This window comes from Agromyces atrinae, assembly GCF_013407835.1.
GTDB classification, from domain to species: domain Bacteria; phylum Actinomycetota; class Actinomycetes; order Actinomycetales; family Microbacteriaceae; genus Agromyces; species Agromyces atrinae.
This window is the reverse complement of sequence record NZ_JACCBI010000001.1, coordinates 2,901,430-2,926,776: the sequence shown is the minus strand read 5'-3', so window position 1 is coordinate 2,926,776 and position 25,347 is coordinate 2,901,430. Positions and strand designations below refer to the sequence as shown.

General features: G+C 70.4%; 25 protein-coding genes. 11 read left to right on the top strand and 14 right to left on the bottom strand.

Annotated elements, in window-relative coordinates:
* Window positions 1-19: 19 nt before the first annotated feature.
* A complete protein-coding gene (locus BJ972_RS13635; protein ID WP_129171937.1) occupies window positions 20-1,009 on the top strand; it encodes an ABC transporter substrate-binding protein in 990 nt (329 codons plus the stop codon).
* Window positions 1,006-1,776: an ABC transporter ATP-binding protein gene (locus BJ972_RS13630; protein ID WP_129171938.1), complete on the top strand. Its 771-nt coding sequence runs from the start codon at window positions 1,006-1,008 to the stop codon at window positions 1,774-1,776. The genes BJ972_RS13635 and BJ972_RS13630 overlap by 4 nt, the downstream gene beginning before the upstream one ends.
* Before the next feature lie 211 nt (window positions 1,777-1,987).
* Here the strand turns inward: BJ972_RS13630 and BJ972_RS13625 are convergent, their stop codons facing one another.
* From BJ972_RS13625 to BJ972_RS13605, 5 genes are all read right to left on the bottom strand, one after another.
* Window positions 1,988-2,392 carry a pilus assembly protein CpaE gene (locus BJ972_RS13625; protein WP_129171939.1) on the bottom strand — a complete coding sequence of 135 codons (405 nt, stop codon included), beginning with the start codon at window positions 2,390-2,392 and terminating at the stop codon, window positions 1,988-1,990.
* Window positions 2,389-3,339 (bottom strand): SDR family NAD(P)-dependent oxidoreductase, encoded by a 951-nt coding sequence (locus BJ972_RS13620; protein ID WP_129171940.1) that lies wholly within the window; start codon window positions 3,337-3,339, stop codon window positions 2,389-2,391. Before BJ972_RS13620 ends, BJ972_RS13625 begins: the two co-directional genes overlap by 4 nt.
* A complete protein-coding gene (locus BJ972_RS13615; protein ID WP_129171941.1) occupies window positions 3,336-3,638 on the bottom strand; it encodes a chorismate mutase in 303 nt (100 codons plus the stop codon). The genes BJ972_RS13620 and BJ972_RS13615 overlap by 4 nt, the downstream gene beginning before the upstream one ends.
* A 219-nt stretch (window positions 3,639-3,857) precedes the next feature.
* Window positions 3,858-5,177, bottom strand: a complete 1,320-nt coding sequence (locus BJ972_RS13610; RefSeq protein WP_129171942.1) for an ABC transporter permease family protein — start codon at window positions 5,175-5,177, stop codon at window positions 3,858-3,860.
* Window positions 5,174-5,866, bottom strand: coding sequence for an ABC transporter ATP-binding protein (locus BJ972_RS13605; protein ID WP_129171943.1), 693 nt, complete (start codon window positions 5,864-5,866; stop codon window positions 5,174-5,176). The genes BJ972_RS13610 and BJ972_RS13605 overlap by 4 nt, the downstream gene beginning before the upstream one ends.
* A 157-nt stretch (window positions 5,867-6,023) precedes the next feature.
* Between BJ972_RS13605 and BJ972_RS13600 the strand changes: the two genes are divergently transcribed.
* A complete protein-coding gene (locus tag BJ972_RS13600; RefSeq protein ID WP_129171944.1) occupies window positions 6,024-6,671 on the top strand; it encodes a class I SAM-dependent methyltransferase in 648 nt (215 codons plus the stop codon).
* A 273-nt stretch (window positions 6,672-6,944) separates the two neighbouring features.
* Complete coding sequence (locus BJ972_RS13595; RefSeq protein ID WP_129171945.1) at window positions 6,945-8,753, top strand: oleate hydratase; 1,809 nt, start codon at window positions 6,945-6,947, stop codon at window positions 8,751-8,753.
* Between the two features lie 81 nt (window positions 8,754-8,834).
* Here BJ972_RS13595 and BJ972_RS13590 read toward each other — a convergent pair whose 3' ends face one another.
* The 3 genes from BJ972_RS13590 to BJ972_RS13580 form a co-directional block, all read right to left on the bottom strand.
* On the bottom strand, window positions 8,835-9,812 hold the full coding sequence (locus BJ972_RS13590; protein ID WP_308790479.1) for a DMT family transporter: 978 nt from the start codon (window positions 9,810-9,812) through the stop codon (window positions 8,835-8,837).
* 303 nt (window positions 9,813-10,115) lie between these two features.
* Window positions 10,116-11,723 carry a monocarboxylic acid transporter gene (locus tag BJ972_RS13585; protein WP_129171946.1) on the bottom strand — a complete coding sequence of 536 codons (1,608 nt, stop codon included), beginning with the start codon at window positions 11,721-11,723 and terminating at the stop codon, window positions 10,116-10,118.
* A complete protein-coding gene (locus tag BJ972_RS13580; RefSeq protein ID WP_129171947.1) occupies window positions 11,723-12,100 on the bottom strand; it encodes a DUF485 domain-containing protein in 378 nt (125 codons plus the stop codon). Before BJ972_RS13580 ends, BJ972_RS13585 begins: the two co-directional genes overlap by 1 nt.
* Window positions 12,101-12,272: 172 nt before the next feature.
* On the opposite strand from BJ972_RS13580, the gene BJ972_RS13575 reads away from it, so the two are divergent.
* The 4 genes from BJ972_RS13575 to BJ972_RS13560 are packed head-to-tail and all read left to right on the top strand — an operon-like array spanning window position 12,273 to window position 16,016.
* The gene (locus tag BJ972_RS13575) at window positions 12,273-13,436 is read left to right on the top strand and encodes a sensor histidine kinase (RefSeq protein WP_129171948.1); all 1,164 of its coding nucleotides are present in this window, start codon (window positions 12,273-12,275) and stop codon (window positions 13,434-13,436) included.
* A gap of 23 nt (window positions 13,437-13,459) precedes the next feature.
* Window positions 13,460-14,194, top strand: a complete 735-nt coding sequence (locus BJ972_RS13570; protein ID WP_129171949.1) for a LytR/AlgR family response regulator transcription factor — start codon at window positions 13,460-13,462, stop codon at window positions 14,192-14,194.
* Window positions 14,191-14,559: a DUF485 domain-containing protein gene (locus BJ972_RS13565; protein WP_129171950.1), complete on the top strand. Its 369-nt coding sequence runs from the start codon at window positions 14,191-14,193 to the stop codon at window positions 14,557-14,559. Before BJ972_RS13570 ends, BJ972_RS13565 begins: the two co-directional genes overlap by 4 nt.
* On the top strand, window positions 14,556-16,016 hold the full coding sequence (locus BJ972_RS13560; protein WP_129171951.1) for a sodium/solute symporter: 1,461 nt from the start codon (window positions 14,556-14,558) through the stop codon (window positions 16,014-16,016). The genes BJ972_RS13565 and BJ972_RS13560 overlap by 4 nt, the downstream gene beginning before the upstream one ends.
* 435 nt (window positions 16,017-16,451) lie before the next feature.
* On the opposite strand, the gene BJ972_RS13555 is transcribed toward BJ972_RS13560, so the two are convergent.
* Together BJ972_RS13555 and BJ972_RS13550 are read right to left on the bottom strand one after the other, a co-directional pair.
* The gene (locus BJ972_RS13555) at window positions 16,452-17,054 is read right to left on the bottom strand and encodes a GNAT family N-acetyltransferase (RefSeq protein ID WP_129171952.1); all 603 of its coding nucleotides are present in this window, start codon (window positions 17,052-17,054) and stop codon (window positions 16,452-16,454) included.
* Window positions 17,051-17,428 (bottom strand): hypothetical protein, encoded by a 378-nt coding sequence (locus BJ972_RS13550; RefSeq protein WP_129171953.1) that lies wholly within the window; start codon window positions 17,426-17,428, stop codon window positions 17,051-17,053. The genes BJ972_RS13555 and BJ972_RS13550 overlap by 4 nt, the downstream gene beginning before the upstream one ends.
* Before the next feature lie 132 nt (window positions 17,429-17,560).
* Between BJ972_RS13550 and BJ972_RS13545 the strand changes: the two genes are divergently transcribed.
* Window positions 17,561-17,773 carry an Rv0909 family putative TA system antitoxin gene (locus BJ972_RS13545; protein ID WP_129171954.1) on the top strand — a complete coding sequence of 71 codons (213 nt, stop codon included), beginning with the start codon at window positions 17,561-17,563 and terminating at the stop codon, window positions 17,771-17,773.
* Between the two features lie 3 nt (window positions 17,774-17,776).
* On the opposite strand, the gene BJ972_RS17740 is transcribed toward BJ972_RS13545, so the two are convergent.
* From BJ972_RS17740 to BJ972_RS13525, 4 genes are all read right to left on the bottom strand, one after another.
* The gene (locus BJ972_RS17740; RefSeq protein ID WP_129171955.1) at window positions 17,777-20,338 is read right to left on the bottom strand and encodes a helix-turn-helix transcriptional regulator; all 2,562 of its coding nucleotides are present in this window, start codon (window positions 20,336-20,338) and stop codon (window positions 17,777-17,779) included.
* Window positions 20,307-20,861 carry a hypothetical protein gene (locus BJ972_RS13535; RefSeq protein ID WP_129171956.1) on the bottom strand — a complete coding sequence of 185 codons (555 nt, stop codon included), beginning with the start codon at window positions 20,859-20,861 and terminating at the stop codon, window positions 20,307-20,309. The genes BJ972_RS17740 and BJ972_RS13535 overlap by 32 nt, the downstream gene beginning before the upstream one ends.
* A gap of 73 nt (window positions 20,862-20,934) precedes the next feature.
* Entirely contained in the window at window positions 20,935-22,221 is a 1,287-nt protein-coding gene (locus tag BJ972_RS13530; RefSeq protein WP_129171957.1) for an adenylosuccinate synthase, read from the bottom strand.
* Between the two features lies 1 nt (window position 22,222).
* A complete protein-coding gene (locus BJ972_RS13525; protein WP_164989831.1) occupies window positions 22,223-22,777 on the bottom strand; it encodes a DUF3151 family protein in 555 nt (184 codons plus the stop codon).
* Window positions 22,778-22,878: 101 nt separating this feature from the next.
* On the opposite strand from BJ972_RS13525, the gene BJ972_RS13520 reads away from it, so the two are divergent.
* Entirely contained in the window at window positions 22,879-23,535 is a 657-nt protein-coding gene (locus BJ972_RS13520) for a hypothetical protein (protein ID WP_129171959.1), read from the top strand.
* Window positions 23,532-25,343 (top strand): YhgE/Pip family protein, encoded by a 1,812-nt coding sequence (locus BJ972_RS13515; RefSeq protein ID WP_129171960.1) that lies wholly within the window; start codon window positions 23,532-23,534, stop codon window positions 25,341-25,343. The genes BJ972_RS13520 and BJ972_RS13515 overlap by 4 nt, the downstream gene beginning before the upstream one ends.
* Window positions 25,344-25,347 lie beyond the last annotated feature (4 nt).

Genomic DNA, 25,347 nt, shown 5'->3' with positions numbered 1-25,347 from the left:
ATCAGAAGAGAGAAGAACCATGACCACAGCACCCACCCGTCTCGCGTTCGCGGCCGTCGCCGCGGTCGCCGCGATCGGCCTCGCCGGCTGCTCGACGCCCGGCGACGCCTCGGCGGAGAGCGCCGGCGCCTACCCGCTCACGATCGACAACTGCGGCACCGAGCTCACGATCGAGAGCGAGCCCGAGACGATCCTCACGATCGGCACGTCGGCGGTCTCGCTGCTCGACGCCGCGGGCGCCTCCGACCGCATCATCGCGCGCTCGGGCGAGTTCGGCGCCGAGCTTCCCGACGGCCTCGAGAACCCGCCGACCGACGCCGAGATCGTCGACCCGTCCGACCCGACGACCGAGAAGATCGTCGGTGCGGGCGCCGACATCGTCGTGGGCTACGGCCTCTTCAACTCGACCGACGACGACCTCGCCGCGGCGGGCATCACGAACATCGTCATCGACGGCGAGTGCAGCCACGACGCCGCGCTCAGCGACCCGACCGACTTCGACGCGATCTTCGCCGACGTCGAGCGTCTCGCGACGGTCTTCGGCACGACGGATGCCGCCGACGCGCGTCTCACCGAGCTCCGAGCCGAACTCACCGAGCTCGAGTCATCCGTTCCCGCCGATGCCGAGCGTGAGACGGCCGCCGTCGTCTACTACTTCTCGTCGTCGTCGACCCTCTCGGCCCGTGGCGGCCAGGGCATCGCGAACGACATCCTCGATCGCGCCGGCTTCGACAACGTCTACGGCGACGAGCCGTCGGTGTACCTCGAGGCGAACATCGAGACGCTGCTCGCGGCCGACCCCGACACGATCGTGATCGCCTACGGCCTCTACGGCGAGACGTTCGACGAGGCGAAGGCGCACTTCCTCAGCGAGCCCGGTGCGGCCGAACTGAGTGCCGTCGTCAACGACCGCGTCGTCGGCGTGCTCGGCGGCGACCTCTCGCCCGACCCCGACGCCGTGCGCGGATTCCGCGCCGTGCTCGAGGCCACCGGCAGAATCTCGGAATGATCCGCGTCGATGACCTGGCCGTGCGCTACGGCCAGGTCCTCGCCGCGTCCGACGTGGCGCTCACCGCCGAGGACGGCACGACGCTCGGTCTCATCGGGCCGAACGGCTCGGGCAAGTCGTCGGTGCTGCGCTCGGTGCTCGGCGCGATCCGGCGCGCGGGCGGCACCGTGCTCATCGACGGTGACGACGCCGACGGCCTGCACGACACCGAGCGGGCGAAGCGGCTGGCATCCGTCGCGCAGGAGGAGCCGAGCGGACTACCGCTCACCGCGTGGGAATCGGTACTGCTCGGGCGGAGCGTGCACGTCTCGGGCTGGAGCCGCTATCGCCCCGGCGACGAGTCGATCGCCGAGGAGGCGCTCGAACTCGCCGGCGTGCTGCATCTCGCCGATCGCTCGGTCGACGACCTCTCGGGCGGCGAACGGCAGCGGGTGCTCATCGCGCGGGCGCTCGCCCAACAGGCCCGTCACGTGCTGCTCGACGAACCGACGAACCACCTCGACGTGCGGTACCAGCATGAGATCCTGACGCTCGTGCGCTCGCTGCCGTTCACGACGATCGTCGTGCTGCACGACCTCAACCTCGCCGCGCGCTACTGCGACGACCTCGTGCTGCTCGAGGCGGGGCGCGTCGTGGCCCGCGGCACGCCGTCGGAGGTCCTCGAACCGTCGATCATCGAACGGGTCTACGGCATCGGCGTCGAGCGCACCGAACTCGACGGGCTACCCCAGCTGCTCTTCACGCCTCTCGGGGCGCGGCGGGCGTAGGGCGATCACCGAGAGGTCGATTCACGGGGGTGCCGTGTGCCCTCCTCCCGCCGAAAGGTCAATCCACCCTGGTGCAGGGCACTCCACACCCCGCGCGATCGACCTCTGGATCGATTCACCCGACCGTGCAGCCGCACGGAGGGTAAGGTTCGGGGCGGCGCGAGAAGAGCGCGCGCGAGCGGCACGGGGAAAGAAACGCGCGAGGGGCGCCCTAGACGGATGCCTCGATGAGCGCGAGCGCGGCCTGGCCGTAGGCCTCGGCGGGTTCGGGGTGCTCGAAGACGCGCGTCTCGCCCGCGATGACGACCTCGACCTCGAAGGCGTCGTCGAGGCGGCGGAGCGCCCGGAAGGTCGCGCGCAGGAGCTCACGCAGCTGGTCCTCACGCGGCAGCCACACGGCGTCGCTCTGCGCGACCGAGTCGAGCGCCCACTCGGTCGTGCCGTTGAACGCGAGGATCGTTCCCGTCGCGTACTGCTTCGGCTCGATCGTCATCTCGCTCACCGTGAAGACGTCGGCGTCGAGGTCGGGCAGGTCGATCTGGAAGCGGTCGCCCGACGAGGGATGCCAGACGAGACCGGCATCACGCAGGGCGGCGGCCAACTCGCGGGAGATCACGGTGCACCCCCGCTGCCGTCGAGCTCCGCGAAACGCGCGCCCGCGGCATCCGTCAATTCGCGCCACACGCGGCGCGCGATGACCGGGTCGGTCGAGGTGCGCGTCGGCGTGAGCCGAGCGGGCCGACCGCGCGTGAAGAAGCGCGGGCCCCAGTACTCGCCGCCTTCGATGCTCGGGTCGAGCGTCGCGCGCACCTGCGACCACGCGCCCGACTCCTTGCCCTGGGCGAGGAAGAACAGGGCGTTGTCGCCGATGCGCTTCGTCCACGACGGCTCGTTGACCCCCTCGACGCGGCGCGTGCGCCCGCCGATCGAGTACCCGGGCTCGGCGACGATCGACGCGACGGGCGAACCGATCGCGCGCAGACGCCGGTCGAGTTCGAAGCCGAAGACCTGCATCGCGATCTTCGACTGCGAGTACGCCGTCGCGAAATCGTACGAGCGCTCGAGCTGCAGATCGGTGAGGTCGGAGTCGCGGAGCCGCGTCACGATACTGCCGAGCCACACGAATCGCGCGGCTCCGTGCTCGGCGGCGGTGCGTTCGAGGAGCGGCAGCGTGAGGTCGGCGAGGGCGACGTGACCGATGACGTTCGTCGCGAGCACGAGTTCGTGGCCGTCGACGCTCAGGGTGCGGTCGCGCGGCGGGTGCACGATGCCGGCGTTCAGCACGACCGCGTCGAGGCGGCCGCCGAGCGTCGCCGCACCGGCGCGCACCGAGTCGAGGTCGGCGACGTCGATGACGAGCGTGTCGATATCGGCGCTCGGCACCGCGCGGCGCACGGCGGTGGCCGCCGCGGCGAGCTTCGCCGGGTTCCGACCCGACAGGATGACACGGGCGCCCGCACGAGCGAGCTGTTCGCTCGTGAAGTAACCGAGACCCGCGTTCGCGCCCGTCACCAGCACGGTCGTGCCGCGCTGTGCGGGGAGGAGCTGCGGGTTCCAGGTCATGCGTCGCCCGCGGCGAGCACCTCGTGGTGGTGGATGACCTCGGCGACGACGAAGTTGAACCACTTCTCGGCGAACGCGGGGTCGAGGTTCGCGTCGATCGCGAGGGCACGGAGGCGGTCGATCTGGCGCGCCTCGCGGGCCGGGTCGGATGCCGGCAGACCGTGCGTGGCCTTCAGATGGCCGACCTGCTGGGTGAACTTGAAACGTTCGGCGAGCAGGTGCACGAGGGCGGCGTCGATGTTGTCGATCGATCCGCGGATCGCGATGAGCTGGTCGAGAGCGTCACGGTCTTCTGCCATTCCTCGACCCTAACCGCCCGCGCCTGCGTGTTGCCCCCTTCTCCGCCCCAAAAGTCTCGGCGTCACGACACGCTGGCTAAAACCCTCTTACCCAGCGTGTCGTGACGCCGAAACGGACGAGCGTTTCGGCGTCACGTTTGTGCTGTTCGGAGGGGTCGAAGAGCACATTCGTGACGCCGAGACGGGTGGGGGGGTGCGGGCGGGTGGGGTGGGTGCGGGTCAGGCTTGGGCGACGCGGGTGAGCACGGGGCGGGTCGCGCGGAGGCCGAGCCAGACGAGGGCGAGGCCCGCGGCGAGCACGCCGGCGATGACGGCGAGCGAGAGCGGAGCGATGATGAGCGCGAGACCCGTGAGCGGGAACACCACGACCGCGGCGCACACCGCCGAACCGAGCGCCGTGATGCGCAGCGGCGACATGACGGAACGCCGGCGAGCGGCATCCATCGTCTCGATCGCCATGCCGAAGCGCGACAGGCTCGCGTACAGGTCGCGCCGGTCGAGGATCTCGGCCGACTGGTTGACCCCGACCGAGCACGCGACCATGAGGAACGACGCGACGACCGTGATGAGCACGCCCGTGCGGATGTCGGCGAAGAGGTACGCCGTCTCGGAGTCGAGATCCTCGGAGCCCGCGACATCCGTCAGCGCGATGCCGACCCCGGCGAAGACGGCCATGAAGCTCGTCATCGCCACCCCCGAGACCTGCCGCCACGCGGCCTTCGGCGACTCGGCCGTCGCCCGCGCCGCGAGGAGCCGCACGGCCGTCTTCGCCCGGCGCGCCTGCGAGCGCGCGACGAGCCCGATCACCCACGGACCGACGAGACCGAGCAGGGCGAGGGTCGCGCCGAACGCGACGCCGATGACAGCGATGATCGCGATGAGCGAGCCCGCGACCTGCAGCATGTTGAGGAGGCCCACCGCAGCCGCGAAGCCGACGACCGCGACGACGACGCGCAGCCAGTGCATCCGGGGCGCGTTCTGCCGCGTGCGCACTCCGAGCGGCGAGATCACGACCGAGCGCAGGCCGAGGAGAGCTGAGATCGCGGCGAGCAGGACGATCCCAGCCGCGACACCCGCGACAAGCGCGGGCTGCAGCAGCACGGCACCGGCGCCGAGCGCCTCGCCGCGGAACGGGATGAGGCCCACGAGCGGCACGAGCGCGAGATAGCCGAGGATGCCGGTGATGACGCCGACCAGGGCGAGAACGACCGACTCGAGCACGGTGACGCCCGTGACCGTCGCGGTCGTCGCCCCGAGCAAGCGCAGCGTCGCGAGTCGGTCGTCGCGGCGCCGGGCCGAGAGCCGCGCGGCCGATCCGCCGAGGCTCGTGAGCGGAACGACGAGCAGCACGAGGGCGACGACCGCGAGGAACTGATACGCCCCGGCGATGTCGCCGCGCCACGACCAGAACGACTGCGCGCCGCCGAGCACCGTGAGGAGCAGTGCCGTGACGACGCCGAACGCGATGATCGGCAGCACGAGGGCGGCGACGCCCGTCGTGCCCGGTCGGGCGAGGAGCCACGCGATGCGGAACGTCATGCGGCCACCTGCGTCTCGATGATGCGACCGTCGCGCATGCGCAGGGTGCGCGAGCAGCGGGCGGCGACCTCGGCGTCGTGCGTGACGACGATGAGGGTGCGGCCCTGACCGACGGTCGAGCCGAGCAGCGCATCCATGACCTCGCTCGACGTGTGCGAGTCGAGAGCGCCCGTCGGCTCGTCGGCGAACACGACCGCGGCACCCGTGACCTGCGCCCGGGCGATCGCGACTCGTTGGGCCTGGCCGCCCGAAAGCTGACCGATGCGCCGCGACTCGAGTCCCGCGAGACCGAGCGAGGCGAGCCATCCCGCCGCGCGCTCCTCGGCGAGCGCACGCGGCGCACCCGTGAGCATGAGGGCGAGGGCGACGTTCTCGATCGCCGTGAGCTCGGGGATCAGGAGGCCCTGCTGGAACACGAAGCCGAACGCCTCGCGGCGGAGCCTCGCACGCTCGCGGTCGCTCAGCTCCGACACGGAGACAGGGCCGCCCGGCCCGCGGAAGACGACGCTCCCGGCATCCGGCGCGACGACGCCCGACAGCACGTGCAGCAGGGTCGTCTTGCCCGACCCCGACGCGCCCATGATCGCGAGCGACTCCCCCGCGCGCACCGCGAGATCGACTCCCGCGAGGGCGTGCGTCGGGCCGAACGACTTCTGCAGACCGGTGGATTCGATGATGAAAGACGACATGATTCCAGCGTCGTCGGGGGATGCCGCGGGCGCATCGACCTCGCGGATGACGGACGCCCGCCCGAGTCATCCGCTCGGTGTATTTCGGGCGCGACCCTCGATTGCCGAATCGGCACGGAGGTTTGCGGCCCCGGCGACCGAGCGGCAGGGTGGCGTCATGACTACTGAAGGACCGACAGCAGCCGAGTACTGGGAAAACCGGTACCGCGAGGGCGGACGCTCGTGGAGCGGGGACGTCAACGCCGCACTGGCACGTGAGGTCGACGGCCTCGCGCCCGGCACCGCGCTCGACCTGGGCAGCGGCGAGGGCGGCGACGCGCTGTGGCTCGCCCGACACGGCTGGCGGGTCACGGCCGTCGACATCTCTCCGACCGCGCTCGCCGTGGGGGCCGCAGCCCAACTTCCCGGCGATGACATCACGTGGGTCGCCGCCGACCTCTCCGACTGGCAGCCGCCCACGTCGTACGACCTCGTCAGCTCGTGCTTCCTGCACTCGCTCGTCGAGCTCCCCCGCGAGCGCATCTTGCGTCGAGCCGCGACGGCGGTCGCGCCCGGCGGCACGCTCGTCATCGTCGGGCACTTCGGAGTGCCGCACTGGGCGACGCCGGCGGAGCACGCCCACGCCCACGATGCGCTCCCGGGCCCCGACGAGATGCGCGCCGCGCTCTTCGCCGACAACCCCGACCTGATCGAGGCCGAGTGGGAGGTCGTGACGAGCGCGCTCATCGAGCGGCCGTTCACCGCTCCCGACGGGTCGGCCGGCACGATCAGCGACAGCGTCCTCCGCATGCGCCGGCTCGCCTGACCCCTCGCCCGCGCCCGCGTCATCCCCTCGCCCTCGCACCCCGCACCCCGCCCCTTCCGTCTCGGCGTCACGTTTGTGCTGCTTGCGAGCCGCGAGCAGCACAAACATGACGCCGAAACCGGTTGAGAGACCTGGGCGGGTGACGCGGGGGTGAGTGCGCGAGGCCCCGGGGATGATTTCGCGGGGGATTTGCCACCCCATCAGGACCACTCTGAGACCGCCGTCAGTAGCGTGACCAGGGTCGAAGCACGTCAATGGGGAGAGGTGGATTCAGTGCATTACAGCAGTGGAAACTACGAGGCATTCGCGCGGCCACGGAAGCCTGAGGGGGTGGATGAGAAGTCGGCGTGGCTCGTCGGAGCGGGGCTCGCGAGCATGGCGGCGGCGATCTTCCTCATCCGAGATGGACAGATGAGCGGTGATCGCATCACGATCCTGGAGGAGCTCACCCTGCCCGGCGGTGCCCTCGACGGCATCAAGTACCCCGAGAAGGGGTTCGTCATTCGCGGCGGACGCGAACTCGAAGACCACATGGAATGCCTGTGGGATCTCATGCGCACGGTGCCGTCGCTCGAGATCGAGGGCGCGAGCGTGCTCGACGAGTTCTACTGGCTCAACAAGGACGACCCCAACTTCTCGAAGCGTCGCGTCACCGAGAAGCAGGGTCAGGATGCCGGTACCAACTTCACGTTCGGACTGAGCGAGAAGACCCAGAAAGAGATCGTGCACGTCTTCCTCGCGAGCCGCGAGGACATGGAGAACAAGCGGATCGACGAGGTCTTCAGCCCGGAGTTCCTCGCGACCAACTTCTGGCTGTACTGGCGCACGATGTTCGCCTTCGAGGAGTGGCACTCCGCCCTCGAGATGAAGCTGTACCTGCACCGTTTCGTGCACCAGCTCGGCGGGTTCCCCGACATGTCGTCCCTCAAGTTCACGAAGTACAACCAGTACGAGTCGTTCGTGCTGCCGATGTACACCTACCTGCTCGAACAGGGCGTGAAGTTCGAATTCAGCACGACGGTGACGGACGTGCAGTTCGACATCACCGACGGCGCGAAGCGCGCCACGCGCATCGAGTGGGAGCGGAAGGGCGAGCGCGGAGGCGTCGACCTGAGCGACAACGACCTGGCGTTCATGACGATCGGCTCGCTGACCGAGAATTCCGACGACGGCGACCAGCACACGGCCGCGCGCCTCCTCGACGGCCCCGCACCCGCGTGGGATCTGTGGAAGCGCATCGCCCGCCGCTCGCCGAGCTTCGGTCGGCCCGAGGTCTTCTGCGGTGACATCGAGAAGACGAAGTGGGAGTCGGCGACGATCACGACGCTCGACGAGCGCATCCCGGCGTACATCGAGAAGATCGCCGAGCGCGACCCGTTCGCCGGGAAGGTCGTCACCGGCGGAATCGTGACGGCGCGCGACTCGCCCTGGCTCATGAGCTGGACGGTCAACCGCCAGCCGCACTTCACAGCGCAGAAGCCGACGGAGATCGTCGTCTGGGTCTACAGCCTCTTCGTCGACGTGCCCGGCGCATACGTGAAGAAGGCCATGCAGGACTGCACGGGCGAGGAAATCACGCAGGAATGGCTCTACCAGATGGGTGTGCCCGAAGCCGACATCCCCGAGCTCGCCGCGACCGCTGCGAAGACGGTGCCCGTCATGATGCCGTACGTCACGGCGTTCTTCATGCCGCGCCAGGCCGGCGACCGCCCCGCGGTCGTGCCGGAGGAAAGCGTGAACTTCGCGTTCCTCGGCCAGTTCGCCGAGACGACGCGCGACTGCATCTTCACGACGGAGTACTCGGTGCGGACGGCCATGGAGTCGACGTACCAACTGCTCGGAATCGAACGCGGTGTGCCGGAGGTTTTCAACTCGACCTACGACATCCGGTTCTTGCTGCACGCGACCAACATCCTGCGCGACAAGGAGCCGGTGAAGGTTCCCGGCGGGCACTTCGCCGAGAAGCACCTCGTGCACCGCTTCCTGAACAACGAACTCGGGCAGCTCGTCACCGACTTCGGCCTCATTCCCGCCGTCGGAGACCTGCGCGCCCACCCGCGCACCGACGACGCGATCCCCTGATCGGGTAGACCTCACCGTCTCGGCGTCACGACACGCTGGCTATCGCACCGATGGCCAGCGTGTCGTGACGCCGAGACCGGGTTAAGCGGCGGGAGCGGGGCGGCGGCGGCGCAGGCGATTCTGGGCGAGCAGGATGCCGACGACGACGAGGATCGCACCGAGCGGCTCGTGCCACGAGAAGCGTTCGTGCAGCAGGACGACCCCGAGGATGACGCCGACGACGGGTGTCACATAGGTCACCGTCGACGTGTTCGTCGGCCCCCAGGCGCGCAGCACGTTGATGTTCCAGATGTAGCAGAGGCCCGTTCCGACCGTGCCGAGCACGAGCAGCGACCCGACGATCAGTGGGTCGAGTTCGAGCGCACCGAGCGCGACGACCGGTGTCAGCACGAGCATGACGAGGGCGCCCGTGCCGATGTTGAGGAACGCGAACGTCACGCCGTGGATCGGCCGGCCGCTCAGGAACTTCCGCGTGTACCCGAACATCACGCCGTAGCAGAGCGGGGCCGCGACGCACGCGATCTGCCCCGCGAGCGAACCGGTCAGCGCCGCGTACTGCCAGGGGCCGATGATGACGAGCACGCCGAGGATTCCGACGACGACGCCCGCCCACTGCATTCGACCGAGCTTCTCGACGCGGAAGGCGAGGGTCGCGAGCAGGGCGGTCGCGATGGGCGTCGTCGCGTTGTAGATCGACGCGAGGCTCGACGAGACGTACTGCTCGGCCCACGCGTAGAGCAGGAACGGCACGACGCATCCGCTGAGCGTGACGACGAGGAAGTGCAGGTAGACGATCGGCTCCCGCGGCAGGATCGGGCCGAGCACCCCGCCCGGGCCGGCGACGCGGGGCCGCATCACGAGCATGATGACCGCGAGGGTGAGGGCGCCGAGCACGAGCCGCGACCAGGCCACCTGCCCGAAGGCGACGCCCTCGAGGGCGACCTTCATGAAGAGGAAGCTCGCTCCCCACACGACGCCCATCGCGATGAACTGCGCCCAGATCGAGAGGCGCCCGGGCGTCGCGGTCGGGGTGGGGGCGGATGTCGTGGAGCTCGTCACTCGAGAACCGTATGCCCCGCGCGTGCACTGCGCCGACCATTCCGACGACGCTGTCCGTTTCCCGCCGAACGTCGGCAGGAGTCATCCCCTCTGCCCGCGCCCCTCCTACCCCGCCCGCCCTCCCGTCTCGGCGTCACGACACGCTGGCCAAAGCTCACTAAGCCAGCGTGTCGTGACGCCGAGACAAAAAGAGGAGGCAGAGGAAGAAGGGAGAGAGGGGGTACTTCGACGGGGCCCGGGCAGGCGATGCCGGCCCCGTCGAAGTTGTGCACCGGCGGCGGACCCAGTTCCGCCGCCGGTGGTCTAGTGGTCGACGGCCTTCTCGGCGCCGATGCCGGTGAGCGAGCGCACCTCCATCTCGGCCTGCTTCACCGGGTCTTCCTTTCGGGTGTCGACGAGCGTCACGATCCAGCCGAGCAGGAACGCGAGCGGGATCGACACGATGCCGGGGTTCGAGAGCGGGAAGATCGCGAAGTCGACGCCCTTGATCATGGCCGTCTCGCTTCCCGACACGACGGGCGAGAGCGCGATGAGCACGATCGCCGAGATGAGCCCGCCGTACATGCTCCAGAGCGCGCCGCGCGTCGTGAACCGCTTCCAGAACAGCGAGTAGATGATCGTCGGCAGGTTCGCCGACGCGGCGACGGCGAAGGCGAGTGCGACGAGGAACGCGACGTTCTGACCGTTCGCCCCGATACCGCCGACGATCGCCACGAGGCCGATGACGACGACCGTGCGGCGCGCGACCTTCACCTCGGCGCCCGCCTCGGGCTTGCCCTTCTTGACGACCGACGCGTAGATGTCGTGCGCGAACGAGGCCGCGGCCGTGATCGTGAGGCCGGCGACGACCGCGAGGATCGTCGCGAACGCGATCGCCGCGATGAGTCCGAGCAGCACGGGCCCGCCGAGTTCGAACGCGAGCAGCGGTGCCGCCGAGTTCGCCCCGCCGGGAGCGGCGGCGATGACCTCGGGGCCGATGAGCGCCGCGGCGCCGAAGCCGAGCACGAGGGTGAAGACGTAGAAGATGCCGATGAGCCAGATCGCCCAGACGACCGACTTCCGCGCCTCCTTCGCCGTCGGCACCGTGTAGAAGCGCATGAGAACGTGCGGCAGGGCCGCCGTTCCGAGCACGAGGGCGAGGCCGAGCGAGAGGAAGTCGATCTTCGAGATGTCGTTGACGCCGTACTTGAGGCCCGGGTCGAGGATCGCGGGGTTGTTCGCCGTCGCGACCGCCTGGTCGAGCAGCGCCGAGAAGTCGAAGCCGTGGATCGCGAGCACCCACACGGTCATCACGCCGGCGCCCGCGATGAGCAGCACGGCCTTGATGATCTGCACCCACGTCGTGCCCTTCATGCCGCCGACGAGCACGTAGAGGATCATGAGCGCACCGACGACGGTGATGACGACCGACTGGCCGACGGCGTCGCCGATGCCGAGCAGCAGCGACACGAGTCCGCCCGCTCCGGCCATCTGCGCGAGCAGGTAGAAGAAGCACACGACGAGGGTCGTCGTCGCGGCGGCGATGCGCACGGGCTTCTGCTTCAGCCGGAACGACAGCACGTCGGCCATCGTGTACTTGCCGGTGTTGCGCAGCAGCTCGGCGACGAGCAGCAGGGCGACGAGCCACGCGACGAGGAAGCCGATCGAGTACAGGAACCCGTCATAGCCCGTGATCGCGATCGCCCCGACGATGCCGAGGAACGACGCCGCCGAGAGGTAGTCGCCGGCGATCGCCGATCCGTTCTGGCCTCCCGTGAAGGAGCGCCCGGCCGCGTAGTAGTCGGCCGCGGTCTTGTTGTTCCGGCTCGCGCGGAACACGATGATCATCGTGATGGCGACGAACGCGCCGAAGATCGCGATGTTGAGCCAGGGGTCACCCGGCGACGACGAACTCTCTGCGAAGCGCAGCATCAGCTGTTCCCCCGTTCGGTCGCCGCGTCATCCGCTCGGAAGTCGCCCGCCTCGATCTCGCCGCGGATGTCGGCGGCGATCGGGTCGAGCCGGCGGTTCGCGAAGCTCACGTACCAGGTCGTGACGGCGAACGTCGTGACGACCTGCGCGAGGCCGAGCAAGATCGCGACGTTGATCGATCCGAAGACGGGCGTCGACATGAAGTCGTGCGCGTAGCCGGCGAGCAGCACGTAGGCGAGGTACCAGACGAGACACGCCCCCAGCACGGGGAAGACGAATCTGCGGTGGCGGGATCGGAGGGTCTGGAACTCCTCCGACCGTTGGACGGCGGGGAAGTCGATCGTGTCGGTTCCTGCACTTCGGGCGTCGTTGCCCATGGCGTCTCCTCGGGGGTGGCGGGCATCGTCGCCCGGCTCGATTCGGTGGGGCAACTCTGACAAAACGGATGCCGGTGCGGGGCGTTCGACCGCTTACCGTCGGTGAGCGGCGCGGATCGTGCGTCGAGCGGCACGCCGAGCGGGTGTCGGGCGGTCGGTCTAGGGTGAACGCGTGTCCGAATCGGTGGTGATCGCGATCGTCGCGGGCGTCGTCGTGGGTCTCGCGAGCGTCGCCGTGCTGCTCGTCGCGCGCCGGCTCGTGCTCGGTTCGCGCGAACTCGGCACGGATGCCGAACAGGCGACGTACACGACGCTGCACCTCGCCTCGCGCGCTGCGACGCACCTGCGCGGCGGGCTCGACTCCCCCGAGGTCGCGCGCGCCGCGAAGCACCTCCGCGCCCTGCTCGGCTGCACGACCCTCGCGATCGCCGACGAGAACGGTGTCGTCGCGATCGACGGCGGAACCGAGGAGCACGCGGCGACCGCCGAGCGCTGCGCCGCCGCGGCCCTCGTCGCCTCACGCCCCGAGATCATGCGCTCGCCCGACGGCTTCGACGCCGTCGTCGCGCCGATCCGCTCGGGCGGCCGCCCCGTCGGCGCGATCGTCGCGTTCGAGTCGCCCGTGCGCGCGGGCCTCGTGCGCGCGACGGGCGAGGTCGCCGAGTGGGTCGCCGCCCAGGTCGACCTCGGCGAACTGGATGCCTCGCGCGCCGCCCTCGCGGAGGCCGAGGTGCGAGCACTCCGCGCGCAGATCAGCCCGCACTTCATCTACAACGCGCTCAACGCGATCGCGTCGTTCATCAACACCGACCCTGCGAAGGCGCGCGAGCTCGTGCTCGAGTTCGCCGACTTCACGCGGTACTCGTTCCGCCGCCACGGCGACTTCACGACCGTCGCGGAAGAGCTGCGCTCGATCCACTCGTACCTGCAGCTCGAGCACGCGCGCTTCGGCGAGCGCCTCACCGTCACGTTGCAGGTCGCCCCTGAGGTGCTGTCGACCGTCATCCCGTTCCTCAGCGTGCAGCCGCTCGTCGAGAACGCCGTGCGCCACGGGCTCGAGGCGCGCGAGAACGGCGGCACGATCACGATCATCGCGCGCGACCTCGGCAGCATCACCGAGATCTCGGTCGAGGACGACGGCGTCGGCATCGACCCCGAGGTGGCCAGGTCGATCCTCGCGGGGGCCCCGAACGCCGAGCACGTGGGTCTCAGGAACGTCGACGCGCGCCTGCGTCAGGTCTACGGCGAAGGTCACGGCCTCGTCGTCGAGACGAACGTCGGGTCGGGAACCCTCGTGCGTCTCCGCGTGCCGAAGTCGCAACCCCGGCCGGTGTGAGTGCTCCGTGGAAGACTGTCGGCATGATCTCCGTACTCATCGCCGACGATGAGAAACCCGCACTCGACGAGCTCGCCTTCCTGCTCGGCCACGACGAGCGCGTCGGAACGGTGCACCGGGCGTCGTCGGGCACGGAGGCCATCCGCATCCTGACGCACGAGCACGTCGACGCGGCGTTCCTCGACATCCACATGCCCGGGCTCAGCGGCTTCGACCTCGCGCGGGCCCTCGCCCGTTTCGAGAAGCGTCCGGCCCTCGTCTTCGTCACCGCCGACGAGGAGGGCGCGCTCGAGGCGTTCGAACTCGCGGCCGTCGACTACCTGCTGAAACCCGTGCGCACCGAGCGGCTCGAACGCTCGCTCACGCGTGTCATCGAATCACTGCAGACCGCGCCCGCGGCATCCCCCGCCCCGCGCCCCGAGATGATCGCCGTGTCGATCGGCGGCACGACGCGGATGATCCGGCAGAGCGACGTGCGCTACGTGCAAGCCCAGGGCGACTACGCGCGGCTGCACACCGACGAGGCGAGCTTCCTCGTGCGCGTTCCGATGTCCGACCTCGAGCGGCGCTGGGCGGATGACGGTTTCGTGCGCATCCACCGCTCGTACCTCGTCTCCCTCGCGCACCTCTCTCGGCTGCGGCTCGGTGCAGCGATGCCGAGTGTGACCGTCGGCGGGGCCGAACTGCCCGTGAGCCGGCGGCTGCTGCCCGCGCTCCGCGAACTGCTCGACGCGAATCGGATCCGGCCGGGGTCGTGAGCGAGCCCGCCCCGCTTCCGCGCGTTCGCGTCACCGCACCCGTGCGCGGAGCGGGTGCACCGCGTGCGGCGCGCGTCGAACCTCCGCCGAGCGAGGCCGAGAACCTGTTCGTGCGTTCGCTCATCCGCTCGCAGCTGAGGCTCGCCCTCGCGTGCGCGTTCGGATTCGTCGCCCTGCTCGCCCTCTTCACGATCGTGCTCGGCGTGCTGCCCGAGCTCGATGCGATCGTCATCGCGGGGGTTCCGCTGTCGTGGCTGCTGCTCGGATTCGGCGTGTACCCGCTCATCGTGCTCGTCGGTGCGCTGTACGTTCGCGTCGCGGGGCGCAACGAAGCGCGCTACCGCTCGCTGACGGATGACTCGTGAACCCCGCTCTCGGATACATCTCGATCGCCGCGGTGTCGATCGCGACGGCGCTCGTCGGCTTCTACGGATTGCGCGTCTCACGCACGACGAGCGACTTCTACGTCGCGAGCCGCACCGTGCGTCCGTGGTGGAACGCGTCGGCGATCGGCGGCGAGTACCTCTCGGCGGCGTCGTTCCTCGGCATCGCGGGGCTCATCCTCCTGAGCGGATCGGACGCCTTCTGGTTCCCCATCGGCTACGCGGCGGGCTTCCTCATGCTGCTGCTCTTCGTCGCGGCACCGCTCCGCCGCTCGGGCGCGTACACGCTGCCCGACTTCGTCGAGGCGCGGCTCGAATCGCTCACCGCTCGGCGCATCTCGAGCGCCCTCGTCATCATCGTCGGCTGGTTCTACATCGTGCCGCAGCTGCAGGGCGCGGCACTCACGGTGCGCATCACGACGGGGCTGCCGCCGTGGGTCGGGTCGGTCGCCGTCGCGGTCATCGTCGCCGTCATCGTCGCGGCCGGCGGCATGCGCTCGATCACGTTCGTGCAGGCGTTCCAGTACTGGCTGAAGCTCACCGCGATCGCCGTGCCCGTGATCTTCCTCGCGCTCATCACCTCCGACGGCTCGACGCCCGCGCTCGACCCCGCGGCGGCGTTCCCCGCGAGCGACCGGCCCGGCTCGCTCGACGCGTACCGCACGATCTCGCTCATGATCGGTCTGCTGCTCGGCACCCTCGGTCTGCCGCACGTGCTCGTGCGTTTCTACACGAACTCCGACGGGGTCGCCGCGCGTCGCACGACCGTCATCGTCATCGCGCTCATCTCGGTGTTCTACGCGTTCCCCACGGCCTTCGGCCTGCTCGGACGCATGTTCGCCCCCGACCTTGCCGAACCGGGCACCGCCGAATCGGTCGTGCTCCTGCTGCCCGATCGCCTCGTGCCCGGGCCTCTCGGCGACGCCCTCACGGCGCTCATCATCGGCGGGGCGTTCGCCGCGTTCCTCTCGACGAGCTCGGGTCTCGTGGTGTCGCTCGCGGGCGTCATCAGTCAGGAGCTGCTCGGCGGAAGCGTGCGCGGATTCCGCATCGCCGCGATCGCCTCGTCGCTCGTACCGCTCGCCGTCGCGCTGCTGACGCAGGCGGCGGGTCTCGCGGGGAGCGTCGGCCTCGTGTTCGCCTTCGCCGCGTCGACCCTCGGGCCTGTGCTGCTGCTCGGCGTCTGGTGGCGCGGACTCACGGCGCGCGGCGCGAGCGCGGGCATGATCACGGGCGGGCTCCTCTGCGGAGGGGCGATCCTCGTCGGTGCACCCATCGCGCAAGCCGTGCCGGCGCTCGCCGCGCTGCTCGAACAGCCCGCGGCGTGGACGGTGCCGATCGCGGCGGGCGTCACCGTGCTCGTGTCACGCGCGACCCGCGACCGGGCGCCCGCCGGCGTCGACCGCTTCCTCGCGCGCCTGCACGTGCCCGAGCGCTGAGCGCGCGCCCGCGACATCCCGGGTCTCGCGCTCACCCACCACCGCACCCACCACCCGGGGAATCACACCGCACCCACCCGCCGGAGTACCGCTCGCGCGCCAAAGTGCCGCACGAACGGCACTCGCGCGCAGGAACGGCACTCCCGCGAGGCATCCCCCTCCTCACACGATGTCCGCTCGCCCGCGACATCCTGGGTCTCGCGCTCACCCACCACCGCATCCACCACCCGGGAAATCTCACCGCACCCACCCGCCGGAGTACCGCTCACGCGCCAGAGTGCCGCACGAACGGCACTTGCGCGCCGGAACGGCACTCCGTCGGTGAAGTGCAGAGGGAGAGGTGCGGGAGGAAGAGGCCCGGGAGGAAGAGGTGCGCGAGGAAGAAGGTGCGCGCAAGGGAGAGGCACACCAGCGGATGACGCGGGCGCACGCACCTCAGAAGGCGGCGACGCGCTCCTCGAGGCCGGCGCGCACGCGGGGCCACTCGTCGACGAGCACGGAGTACACCGCGGTGTCACGCCACGTGCCGTCGGCGCGCGGGCGATCGCGGCGGAGCACTCCCTCGAACATCGCCCCGAGTTTCAGGATCGCCGCGCGGGAGCGGTCGTTGATGGCATCCGCCTGCAGCTTCACTCGGCCGAAGCCGGAGTCGAACGCGCGCCCGAGCAACAGCAGCTTCGTCTCGGGGTTGACCGCGGTGCCCCAGACGATCGGGTCGTATGCCGTCCAGCCAAGGTGCACGGCCTCGTTCTCGAGCTCGACGTCGCCGAGGGTCGAGGTGCCGACGAGTCGTCCGTCGTCGATGCGACGGATCGCCCACGTCACCCCGCGGTCACGCCACGGGTAGTAGGCGCGCGCGAAGTCGGCGAACGCCTCGTCGTCGGCCGGCAGGGCAGCCGGACCGCCGCCGTAGCCGACGGCGAAGACCTCGGGATGACGGAGAGCCCGCGACAGCTCGGGAAGATCGGCCTCGACGAGGGGATCGACGCGCACGAAGCGGCCGATGAGCGGTTCGGTCGGCAGGGGCGTCGCGGTCATGCGAGCGAGCTGAGCACGAGGGAGTACGTCACTCCGAGCACGGCCGAGATGAGGTGCGCGGCACCCAGCCCGAGTCCGACTCCCGCCGCAGCACGGGGGCGATCGCGCGCCGCGAGACCCGCGATGCCGAGGATCGTCGCCGTGAGGCCGAGCACGACCGCGACCGTGAGGCTCACCGCCGAGAGCAGCCCGACGAGTGCGTAGTCGCCCTGCAGGATCGCGCCGATCGGAGCGAAGGTCGACACCGCGCCGAGCAGCACGCCGATCACGCCGACGGCGAGCGCCGCGACACCGACGGCGTTGCGTCGGCGGGCCGGGGTGGCGTCCGATGCGGCATCCGGTGCTGCCGTCTCGAAGGGGTTCTGTTCGCTCATGTCGTGCACCTCTCGATCGTCCCCACCCACTGTAGGGGCCCCGTCGACCATGAACCCGACCTGTTGCGCCGGGCGTCGCGGGCGTAGGGTGACGTCCACCACCTCACAACGGAGTAGGAAGGCGGACGGACCATGGCCGGACTGGATGACGTCACGAAGAAGGCTCAGGAGTTCCTGAACAGCGACAAGGTCAAGGATGCGCTGAAGAGCGAGAAGGCCGAGGACGTCAGCGACAAGCTCCTCGACGGAGTCGCCGGCATCGCGAACAAGGTCACGGGCGGCAAGTACGAGCAGCAGATCGGCGACGCACGCGACACGGCCGACAAGCACGTCGGCAACGAGTAGCGCTCAGTCGCGCGTACCCGCTTCGGGCAGCACGAGTCGAGCGCGGGCGAGCGCCTCCTCACGCGTGCTCACGCCGAGCTTCCGATACAGGCTGCGGCGCTGCGACTTGACCGTGTTGACCGAGACGACGAGCGTCGCGGCGATCTCGGTGACGCTCGACGTCGTGAAGAGGGCGCGCAACACGACACGCTCGCGCTCGGTGAGGGCCGGGATGGCCGACCGGTGCACGACGTCGGGCATCACGACGGCGAGGTAGTCGGCGCGTCGCGCGCGCGTCGCCGGGTCGAGGCCTCCGAGCAGGAGCTCGCGGTCTTCCGTGGGAAGCAGCACGAGAGGCGATCGCAGACCGTTCTCGGCGAGTGCGTCGATGAGCGCACGCGCGCCGCCCTCGGGCGCATCGCGCACGCCGCGCGCGACGAGCGCGGCGGCGATCGCGTCGATCTCGAGGCCGATGCGGGTGGAGTGCGGCGCGGCCGAGACCCGGGCGAGAGCGGATGCCGCGCGCTCGACGTCTCCGGAGACGAGAGCCGCGCGTGCGATGGCCGTCGCGACGCGTGGGTCGCGTGAGGAGTTCGCGAGCACGTCGAGGGCGGGCCCCGGGCGACCCGAGGCGAGGAGGAGGTTCGACTCGGCGACCTCCAGGGCCGTCCGCATGAGGGCACTCGTCTGCCGCCGCCCACGCCGGCGACGACGCTCCGCCCGGATGTACTCGAGCGTCTCAGACGCCGACCCGTCATGGACCGCGACCATGGCGCGCACGCAGAGGATCGCCGCCCAGTGCTCGGTCGTCGCGAGCTCGCCGTCGAGCAGGTCGAGGATCTCGCGCGCCTCCCGCGCATCACCTCGCTCGAGGGCGATCCAGGCGCGCGCGAGTTGGAGGAACGTTCCCGAGTAGCCGACGAACGCGTCATCCGGCCAGTCGTGGGCGAGCGCCGCGCTCACCGCCCGCTCCGCCGCGGGCATGTCGCCGCCGAAGGCGACGGCCCCCGCGTCGAGCGAGAGACCGTGGAGCATCGAGAGCGAATCGTGGACGACGGGCAGGCTCGCCGACAGCCGGAACGCCTCGAGCGCGTGCTCGACATCGCCCGCGTAGTAGAGCGTGATGCCGATCTGCGCGAGGACCATCGGCAGTTGGGCGGAGAAACGCCCGGCCGCGCCATCCTCGATGGCGATGATCGCGGCGAGGGCTTCGCGCGCCGACTTCGCCCCACGCTCGGGAGCCCCGATGACGCGGTAGCCGACGGCTTCGAGCGAGCGGATCGCGATGCGGTCGGCGGGCGACGATGAACGTCGCATGCGATGGGCGCCGAGCACCGCCCGCACGAGCAGTTCGACGGCGCGAGCGCGGTGCTCGTGGCGCGCATTGAAGATCACGGCGAGCAGGAGGCTCAGCAAGGGGTGTGCGCCGAGCGCCCCGGCGGGCAGCGCGGAGAGCAGGTCTCGCACCTCGCGCGGATGACCGAGCATGAGCTGTCGGAAGTCGTCGCGCGCGATGTCGGAGGCGAGATCGAGGTCTCCGATCTCGATCGCGAGGCGGAAGGCGCCGAGCGTGCGTTCATGTTCGAGCGCCCAGTCGATCGCGAGGAGCTTCCTCCGGTGCGCGCCCTCGGCGTCGCGCGCCTCGGCGTCGAGAGAGAGCCGCGCGCCGAGCGCGAAGCGGAAGACGGGCGATTCGCTCGTCGACTCCCACCAGCCGAGCCCCGCGGCGACCGCCCGGTCGAGGAGCTCGGCGGCGAGATCGGTGTCGAGGTCGATCGACGCCTCGGCGGCGAGCGCGACGGCGAGGCGCGCGTCGAGCTGCTCGGAGGCGGCCGCCGCACGGAGGAACGGCAGGAGGTCGGTCGCCGAATCGACGAACTCCGCGGGGAAGAGGGTCGATCGCACGCTACGCGCGACGTGTGCGCCGAGGTCGCGGGCCGTGCGCGGCGGCGCCGCGCTCTCGAGAGCGCGCATCGCCGCGAAGACCTCGAGCGCGCTGCCCGCGGTCACGGTCTGCACGAGGGAGGCGACACCGCGCGCACCGGGCACTCCCGCGGCGAGGAGGTAGGCCTCGGTCTCCTCGTCCGTGAACCGCAGCACCGACGGGTCGATCTCGACGGCGTCGAAACGCAGCAGACGGTCGGGCTCGTCGAACGGCGAGCGCGACCGCGACGCCACGACGAAGCGCGTTCCGGGTGAGGCGGCGAGCGCCGCGAGCAGGATGTCGGCGGCATCCTCTCCGACGGCGTCGGCGTCGTCGATCACGACGTCGAGGTCGGGGCCGGCAGCGGTGAACGCCTGGGCGAGTTCGTGCGGCGAAGCGCTCGTCACGCTCCGCCCGGTCAGCCGGGCGAGGACGTCGCGATCGCTGTGCGCGTCACCGGCGACCCACAGCACCGCCCGACGGGGCTGCACCGAGCGCGCCCACTCGCCGAGCAACGCGGTCTTCCCGAATCCGCGCGGCCCGCGCACGACAGTGAGCGGGCTGTCGTTGTCGAGCAACGCGTGCAGGTGCGGCCGCTCGAGGAAGCGGCGCGGAGCGCGAGGGATGCCGTCACGCACGACGCCCGCCGAGGATTCCGGCACGCGAGAGGCCGCGGGCGACGATGTCGGCGACGACCGCCGCGACGACGAACGATGCGACGCGCACGACGAGGACCGACGCGATGATCCACGGCTGCAGCACGTCGTTGTCGAAGACGGTGAGCGAGAGGATGCCGACGACGAGCCCCGCGACGGCGGCCGCCGCGTGCCAGCGAGCACGCGAGGGGCGCGCGCCCGCGACGAGGTCGACGACGACGGCGGGCACCGCGAGCGCGATGAGCACGAGCGCGCCGAGCGACGTGAACGGCAGAGCGATGAGGCCCATGAGCACGGCGGTGATGCTCGCGCTCCCGGCCCGTGCCGTCCACCGGCGTGCAGCGAGATAGCAGCAGACCGGTACGGCGGCCGCGATCGGATACAGCACGGGCGCCGAGAGCGCGAGGACCGTCGTCAGCGGGGTGAGGGCGACGAGGAGGAGCGCGCCGATGGCAGCGAAGACGGCGCAGCCGAGCAGCGCGCGCGTGGGCCACACCGAACGGCGCGTCAACGGTGAATCGGCACGCACTGTTCGACTCTACGACGACGCAGCGCGCGGCGTCGCCGATTCACCCCCGGCTTCACCCCGGGGCGCGCCGGTTTCAGTCGATGAGGTCGTGCCGCACGATGATCGCGTCGCGCTCGGGGCCGACTCCGATCGCCGAGATGCGCGAGCCGCTCATCGCTTCGAGGGCGAGCACGTAGTCCTGCGCGTTCTTCGGAAGGTCCTCGAACGTGCGCGCGCCCGAGATGTCTTCCGACCAGCCCGGGAACTCCTCGTAGATGGGCATCGCGTGGTGGAAGTCGGACTGCGAGACGGGAACCTCGTCGTGACGGACCCCGTCGACGTCGTACGCGACGCACACGGGGATCGACTCGATGCCCGTGAGCACGTCGAGCTTCGTCAGCACGAAGTCGGTGACGCCGTTGATGCGTGCCGTGTAGCGCGCGATCGGAGCGTCGTACCAGCCGGTGCGACGGCGGCGACCGGTCGTCGTGCCGAACTCGTGACCCTTGTCGGAGAGGAACTCGCCCCACTGGTCGAAGAGCTCGGTCGGGAAGGGGCCCGCGCCGACGCGCGTCGTGTACGCCTTGATGACGGCGATGACGCGATCGATGCTGTTCGGGGCGATGCCCGATCCGGTGACGGCGCCGCCCGAGGTCGCGTTCGACGACGTGACGAAGGGGTACGTGCCGTGGTCGACGTCGAGCATCGTGGCCTGGCCGCCCTCGAAGAGCACGGTGTCGCCGCGTTCGATCGCCTCGTGCAGCAGCAGAGCGGTGTCGGCGACCATGGGGCGCAGACGCTCGGCGTACGAGAGCAGTTCGTTCACGATCTCGTCGACGGCGATCGCCCGACGGTTGTAGACCTTCACAAGCAGGTGGTTCTTCTGGTCGAGGGCGCCCTCGACCTTCTGCCGCAGGATGTTCTCGTCGAACAGATCCTGCATGCGGATGCCGACGCGGTTGATCTTGTCGGCGTACGCCGGCCCGATGCCGCGACCGGTCGTACCGATCTGACGCTTCCCGAGGAAGCGCTCGGTGACCTTGTCGAGCGTGCGGTGGTAGCTCGTGATGACGTGCGCGTTCGCCGAGACCTTGAGGCGCGAGACGTCGAGGCCGCGCGCGATGAGCGCGTCGAGCTCTTCGAAGAGCACCTCGATGTCGACGACGACGCCGTTCGCGATGACCGGCGTCACGCCGGGGGTCAGGATGCCCGACGGCAGGAGGTGCAGGGCGTACTTCTCGTTGCCGATGACGACGGTGTGACCGGCGTTGTTGCCGCCGTTGAACTTCACGACGTAGTCGAGTCGCGATCCGAGCAGGTCGGTCGCCTTGCCCTTGCCCTCGTCGCCCCACTGGGCTCCGATCAGAACGATTGCTGGCACGTCAGTCTCCTCTGTCAGCATCGGGGGATGCCACGGGTGCGGCATCCTCGTCGGGTGATGCGATCACGGCCACGGTCTCGGCGAGGAACGCCGCCTCGAGCTCGGGCGTGATGATCGTGATGACCTGGGTGGGGGTGAACTCCGAGTCGATGCGCGACGAGGCGTCGACGTCGGCCGATTCGAGGTCGGCGGCGAGCGCGGAGGCCGCTCCGGTGAGCCCGAGCGCGACGGCGGCACGACGCGCGGTGTGCAGGGCTCGGTGGTACGGGCGGTTGTGCTCGGTGTTCCAGGCGACGGGTTCGCCCGCGACCCAGCCGTCGGCGGCGAAGCGCTGACGGGCGAGATCGGCGGCGACCGTCGCGTAGGCGTACGCGTCGAGGTGGCGCTGCTCGGAGGAGGCGATGTCGGCCAGCTCGACCCACGCGAGCGGTGAATCGGGGTGCCGCCGCGTCACTTCGGCGACGCCGTCACGGCCCGCTCGACTCAATTCCTCACGGACGGCTTCATCGCCGTCGAGGGACAGCACGTTCTGCGCTTCGGTGTTGTCGGAGGTCACACCCCACCCTATCGCGCGGCCCCCGCCCCGCCCCGGAGCCGCACCGACCATGCAGGATCGCGGGAGTACAGTGTCATTCCTATCGAGAAGGAGAGATACGCATGCAGGTGGAACTCGCCGGCGTGACGAAAGGCGCACGTGGCGCACCTCTCCCTCTCACGAACCTCCGCTTCGAGTCGGGTCGCGCGACGCTCACCCGCGCCGAGACCGAGCGCCGCCCCACCGTCCTCGGTCTCATCGCCTCGGGCCGCATGCGCCCGACGACCGGCTCCGTGACGATCGACGGCGTCGTCGACCACTCGAAGCTCCGTGCCCGCGTCGCGCTCATCGACGCCCCGAGCGTGTCGGACCCGGCGCCCGACATCACCGTCGCGGGCGTCGCCGCCGAAGAGCTCATGTTCGCCGGCATCCCCTCGAATCCGCGCCGGGTCGCGCGCACCCTCGCCGAGTTGGGGTTGACGGATGTCGCGCGCTCGAGCATCGCCGACGTCGATGCCGTCCAGCGGTTGACGTTGCTCTGCGAGCTCGCGATCCGCCGTCCGGGCGTCGAGGGCCTCGTCATCGTGTCGCCCGACCGCCACGGCGGCGACCCCGTCGAGTGGTGGCGTCTCGCGAACGGTTTCGCCGACCGCGGCCTCGCCGTGCTCATGATCGCGGGCGATGCCTCGGCCGCCGCGATCGCCGCGTCGTCGATGCTCGACCGCATGCGCGGCTCGGGGGACGACGAACTCGAACTCTCCGAAGGAGGTCTCGCGTGAAGACCCCGCAGATGATCGCGACCGAGCTCCGCCGTCTGACGGCCACGACGATGTCGCGCATCGCCCTCATCGCGCTCATCGCGGTTCCCGTGCTCTACGGCGGCCTCTACCTGTGGGCCAACCAGGACCCGTACGCGCGCCTCAACCAGGTGCCCGTCGCGATCGTCAACCTCGACACCGGCTCGGGAACGGGCGACTCGGCGCGGAACGTCGCCGATGAGGTCGTCGCGAACCTCGTCGATGCGGGAACCTTCGACTGGCACGTCGTCTCGGAGGCCGACGGCACCGCCGGCGTCGATGACGGCACGTACGACTTCTCGCTCACCTTCCCCGCCGACTTCTCGGAGTCGCTCGCCTCGGCGCAGGGCTCCGACCCCCGCCAGGGCGAGGTCATCCTCACCACGAACGACGCCAACAGCTACCTCGCGACGACCATCGGCGAGCAGGCCGTGAAGACCGTGCAGGCCGAGATCACGCGCACCGTCGGCCGCGAAGCGGCGACGAAGCTCCTCGACGGGCTCTCGACGATCCGCGGCAGCCTCGTCGAGGCCGGCGACGGCGCGAGCACACTGACGGATGCCGTCGGCCAGGCCGGCTCGGGAGCCGGAGAACTCCACGCGGGCGCGGGCACCCTCGCCGACGGCGCAGCGCAACTGGCGGACGGCACCCGGCAGGTCGCCGACGGCGCGCGCCAGGTCGCCGACGGCAACGCCGAACTCGCGGCGTCGGCCGACCGGGTCGCGGCCGCGACGAACGAGGCGGCGGCCGCCGTTCCTCAGGTTCGAGCAGACATCCTCACCCGTCTCGAGCAGTCCGGGCTCGACCCCGCGACGATCACCGACATCATGACGCGCCTCGACGACCTCGGAAGCGACGTGACCGCGGGCAACGACCGCGTGCAGGAGGTCGTCGGGCGCATCGACCAGCTGTCGGCCGGGGCGAACACGCTCGCCGAGGGTGCGGCGAGCGCCGCCGATGGCGCTGCGGCGGCGGCCGGCGGGTCGGCGACGCTCCGTGACGGACTCGGCACCCTCGTCTCCGGCCTCGGCACGATCGATGAGGGCGTTGCGCAGCTGCGCGACGGCCTCGTCGACGGCGCAGCCTCGATCCCCGACACCGATGCCGCGACGCGCGCGAAGCAGGCCGAGACGATCGCCGATCCCATCCGCCTCGAGACGAGTCAGGTGACGGCGGCCGGCACGTACGGCGCGGGCCTCGCCCCGTTCTTCGCGGCACTCGCGGCGTGGATCGGCATCTACGCGCTCTTCCTCATCGTCAAGCCCGTCTCGCGGCGCGCGGTGACGGCGCTGCACTCGCCGATCCGCATCACGCTCGCGGGCTGGCTCACTCCCGCCCTGCTCGGTGCGATCCAGATGGTCGGCCTGTTCCTCGTGCTCGCCCTCGCCCTCGGGTTCTCGATGACGCACCCCGCGGGGGTGATCGGCATCATGCTGCTCGGATCGGCGACGTTCGCGGCGATCATCCTCGCCCTCAACGTCTGGCTCGGCAGCGTCGGGCAGTTCCTCGGGCTCGTGCTCATGGTCGTGCAGCTCGTCACGGCGGGCGGCACCTTCCCGTGGCAGACGCTGCCCGCACCGCTCGCCGCGCTGCACCACGTGCTGCCGATGAGCTTCGTCGTCGACGCGATGCGCCGGTTCATGTACGGCGGCGAGCTCGGTGGCGCGTGGACCGACATCCTCGTGCTCCTCGCGATCCTGCTCGGCGCGTTCGCGGTCGCCGCGATCGGCGTGACGCGGATGACGCATTACCGCACGCTTCGCGACCTGCAACCGAGCCTGATCGGCTGATCGG

What these genes read in the sequence shown, in the direction of transcription:
- BJ972_RS13580 (WP_129171947.1), bottom strand. Translation starts at nt 12,100, where the DNA reads ATGGGCAACGACGCCCGAAGTGCAGGAACCGACACGATCGACTTCCCC.
- BJ972_RS13585 (WP_129171946.1), bottom strand. Translation starts at nt 11,723, where the DNA reads ATGCTGCGCTTCGCAGAGAGTTCGTCGTCGCCGGGTGACCCCTGGCTC.
- BJ972_RS13520 (WP_129171959.1), top strand. Translation starts at nt 22,879, where the DNA reads ATGCAGGTGGAACTCGCCGGCGTGACGAAAGGCGCACGTGGCGCACCT.
- BJ972_RS13635 (WP_129171937.1), top strand. Translation starts at nt 20, where the DNA reads ATGACCACAGCACCCACCCGTCTCGCGTTCGCGGCCGTCGCCGCGGTC.
- BJ972_RS13615 (WP_129171941.1), bottom strand. Translation starts at nt 3,638, where the DNA reads ATGGCAGAAGACCGTGACGCTCTCGACCAGCTCATCGCGATCCGCGGA.
- BJ972_RS13605 (WP_129171943.1), bottom strand. Translation starts at nt 5,866, where the DNA reads ATGTCGTCTTTCATCATCGAATCCACCGGTCTGCAGAAGTCGTTCGGC.
- BJ972_RS13630 (WP_129171938.1), top strand. Translation starts at nt 1,006, where the DNA reads ATGATCCGCGTCGATGACCTGGCCGTGCGCTACGGCCAGGTCCTCGCC.
- BJ972_RS13545 (WP_129171954.1), top strand. Translation starts at nt 17,561, where the DNA reads ATGGCCGGACTGGATGACGTCACGAAGAAGGCTCAGGAGTTCCTGAAC.
- BJ972_RS13620 (WP_129171940.1), bottom strand. Translation starts at nt 3,339, where the DNA reads ATGACCTGGAACCCGCAGCTCCTCCCCGCACAGCGCGGCACGACCGTG.
- BJ972_RS13610 (WP_129171942.1), bottom strand. Translation starts at nt 5,177, where the DNA reads ATGACGTTCCGCATCGCGTGGCTCCTCGCCCGACCGGGCACGACGGGC.
- BJ972_RS13555 (WP_129171952.1), bottom strand. Translation starts at nt 17,054, where the DNA reads ATGACCGCGACGCCCCTGCCGACCGAACCGCTCATCGGCCGCTTCGTG.
- BJ972_RS13600 (WP_129171944.1), top strand. Translation starts at nt 6,024, where the DNA reads ATGACTACTGAAGGACCGACAGCAGCCGAGTACTGGGAAAACCGGTAC.
- BJ972_RS13570 (WP_129171949.1), top strand. Translation starts at nt 13,460, where the DNA reads ATGATCTCCGTACTCATCGCCGACGATGAGAAACCCGCACTCGACGAG.
- BJ972_RS13550 (WP_129171953.1), bottom strand. Translation starts at nt 17,428, where the DNA reads ATGAGCGAACAGAACCCCTTCGAGACGGCAGCACCGGATGCCGCATCG.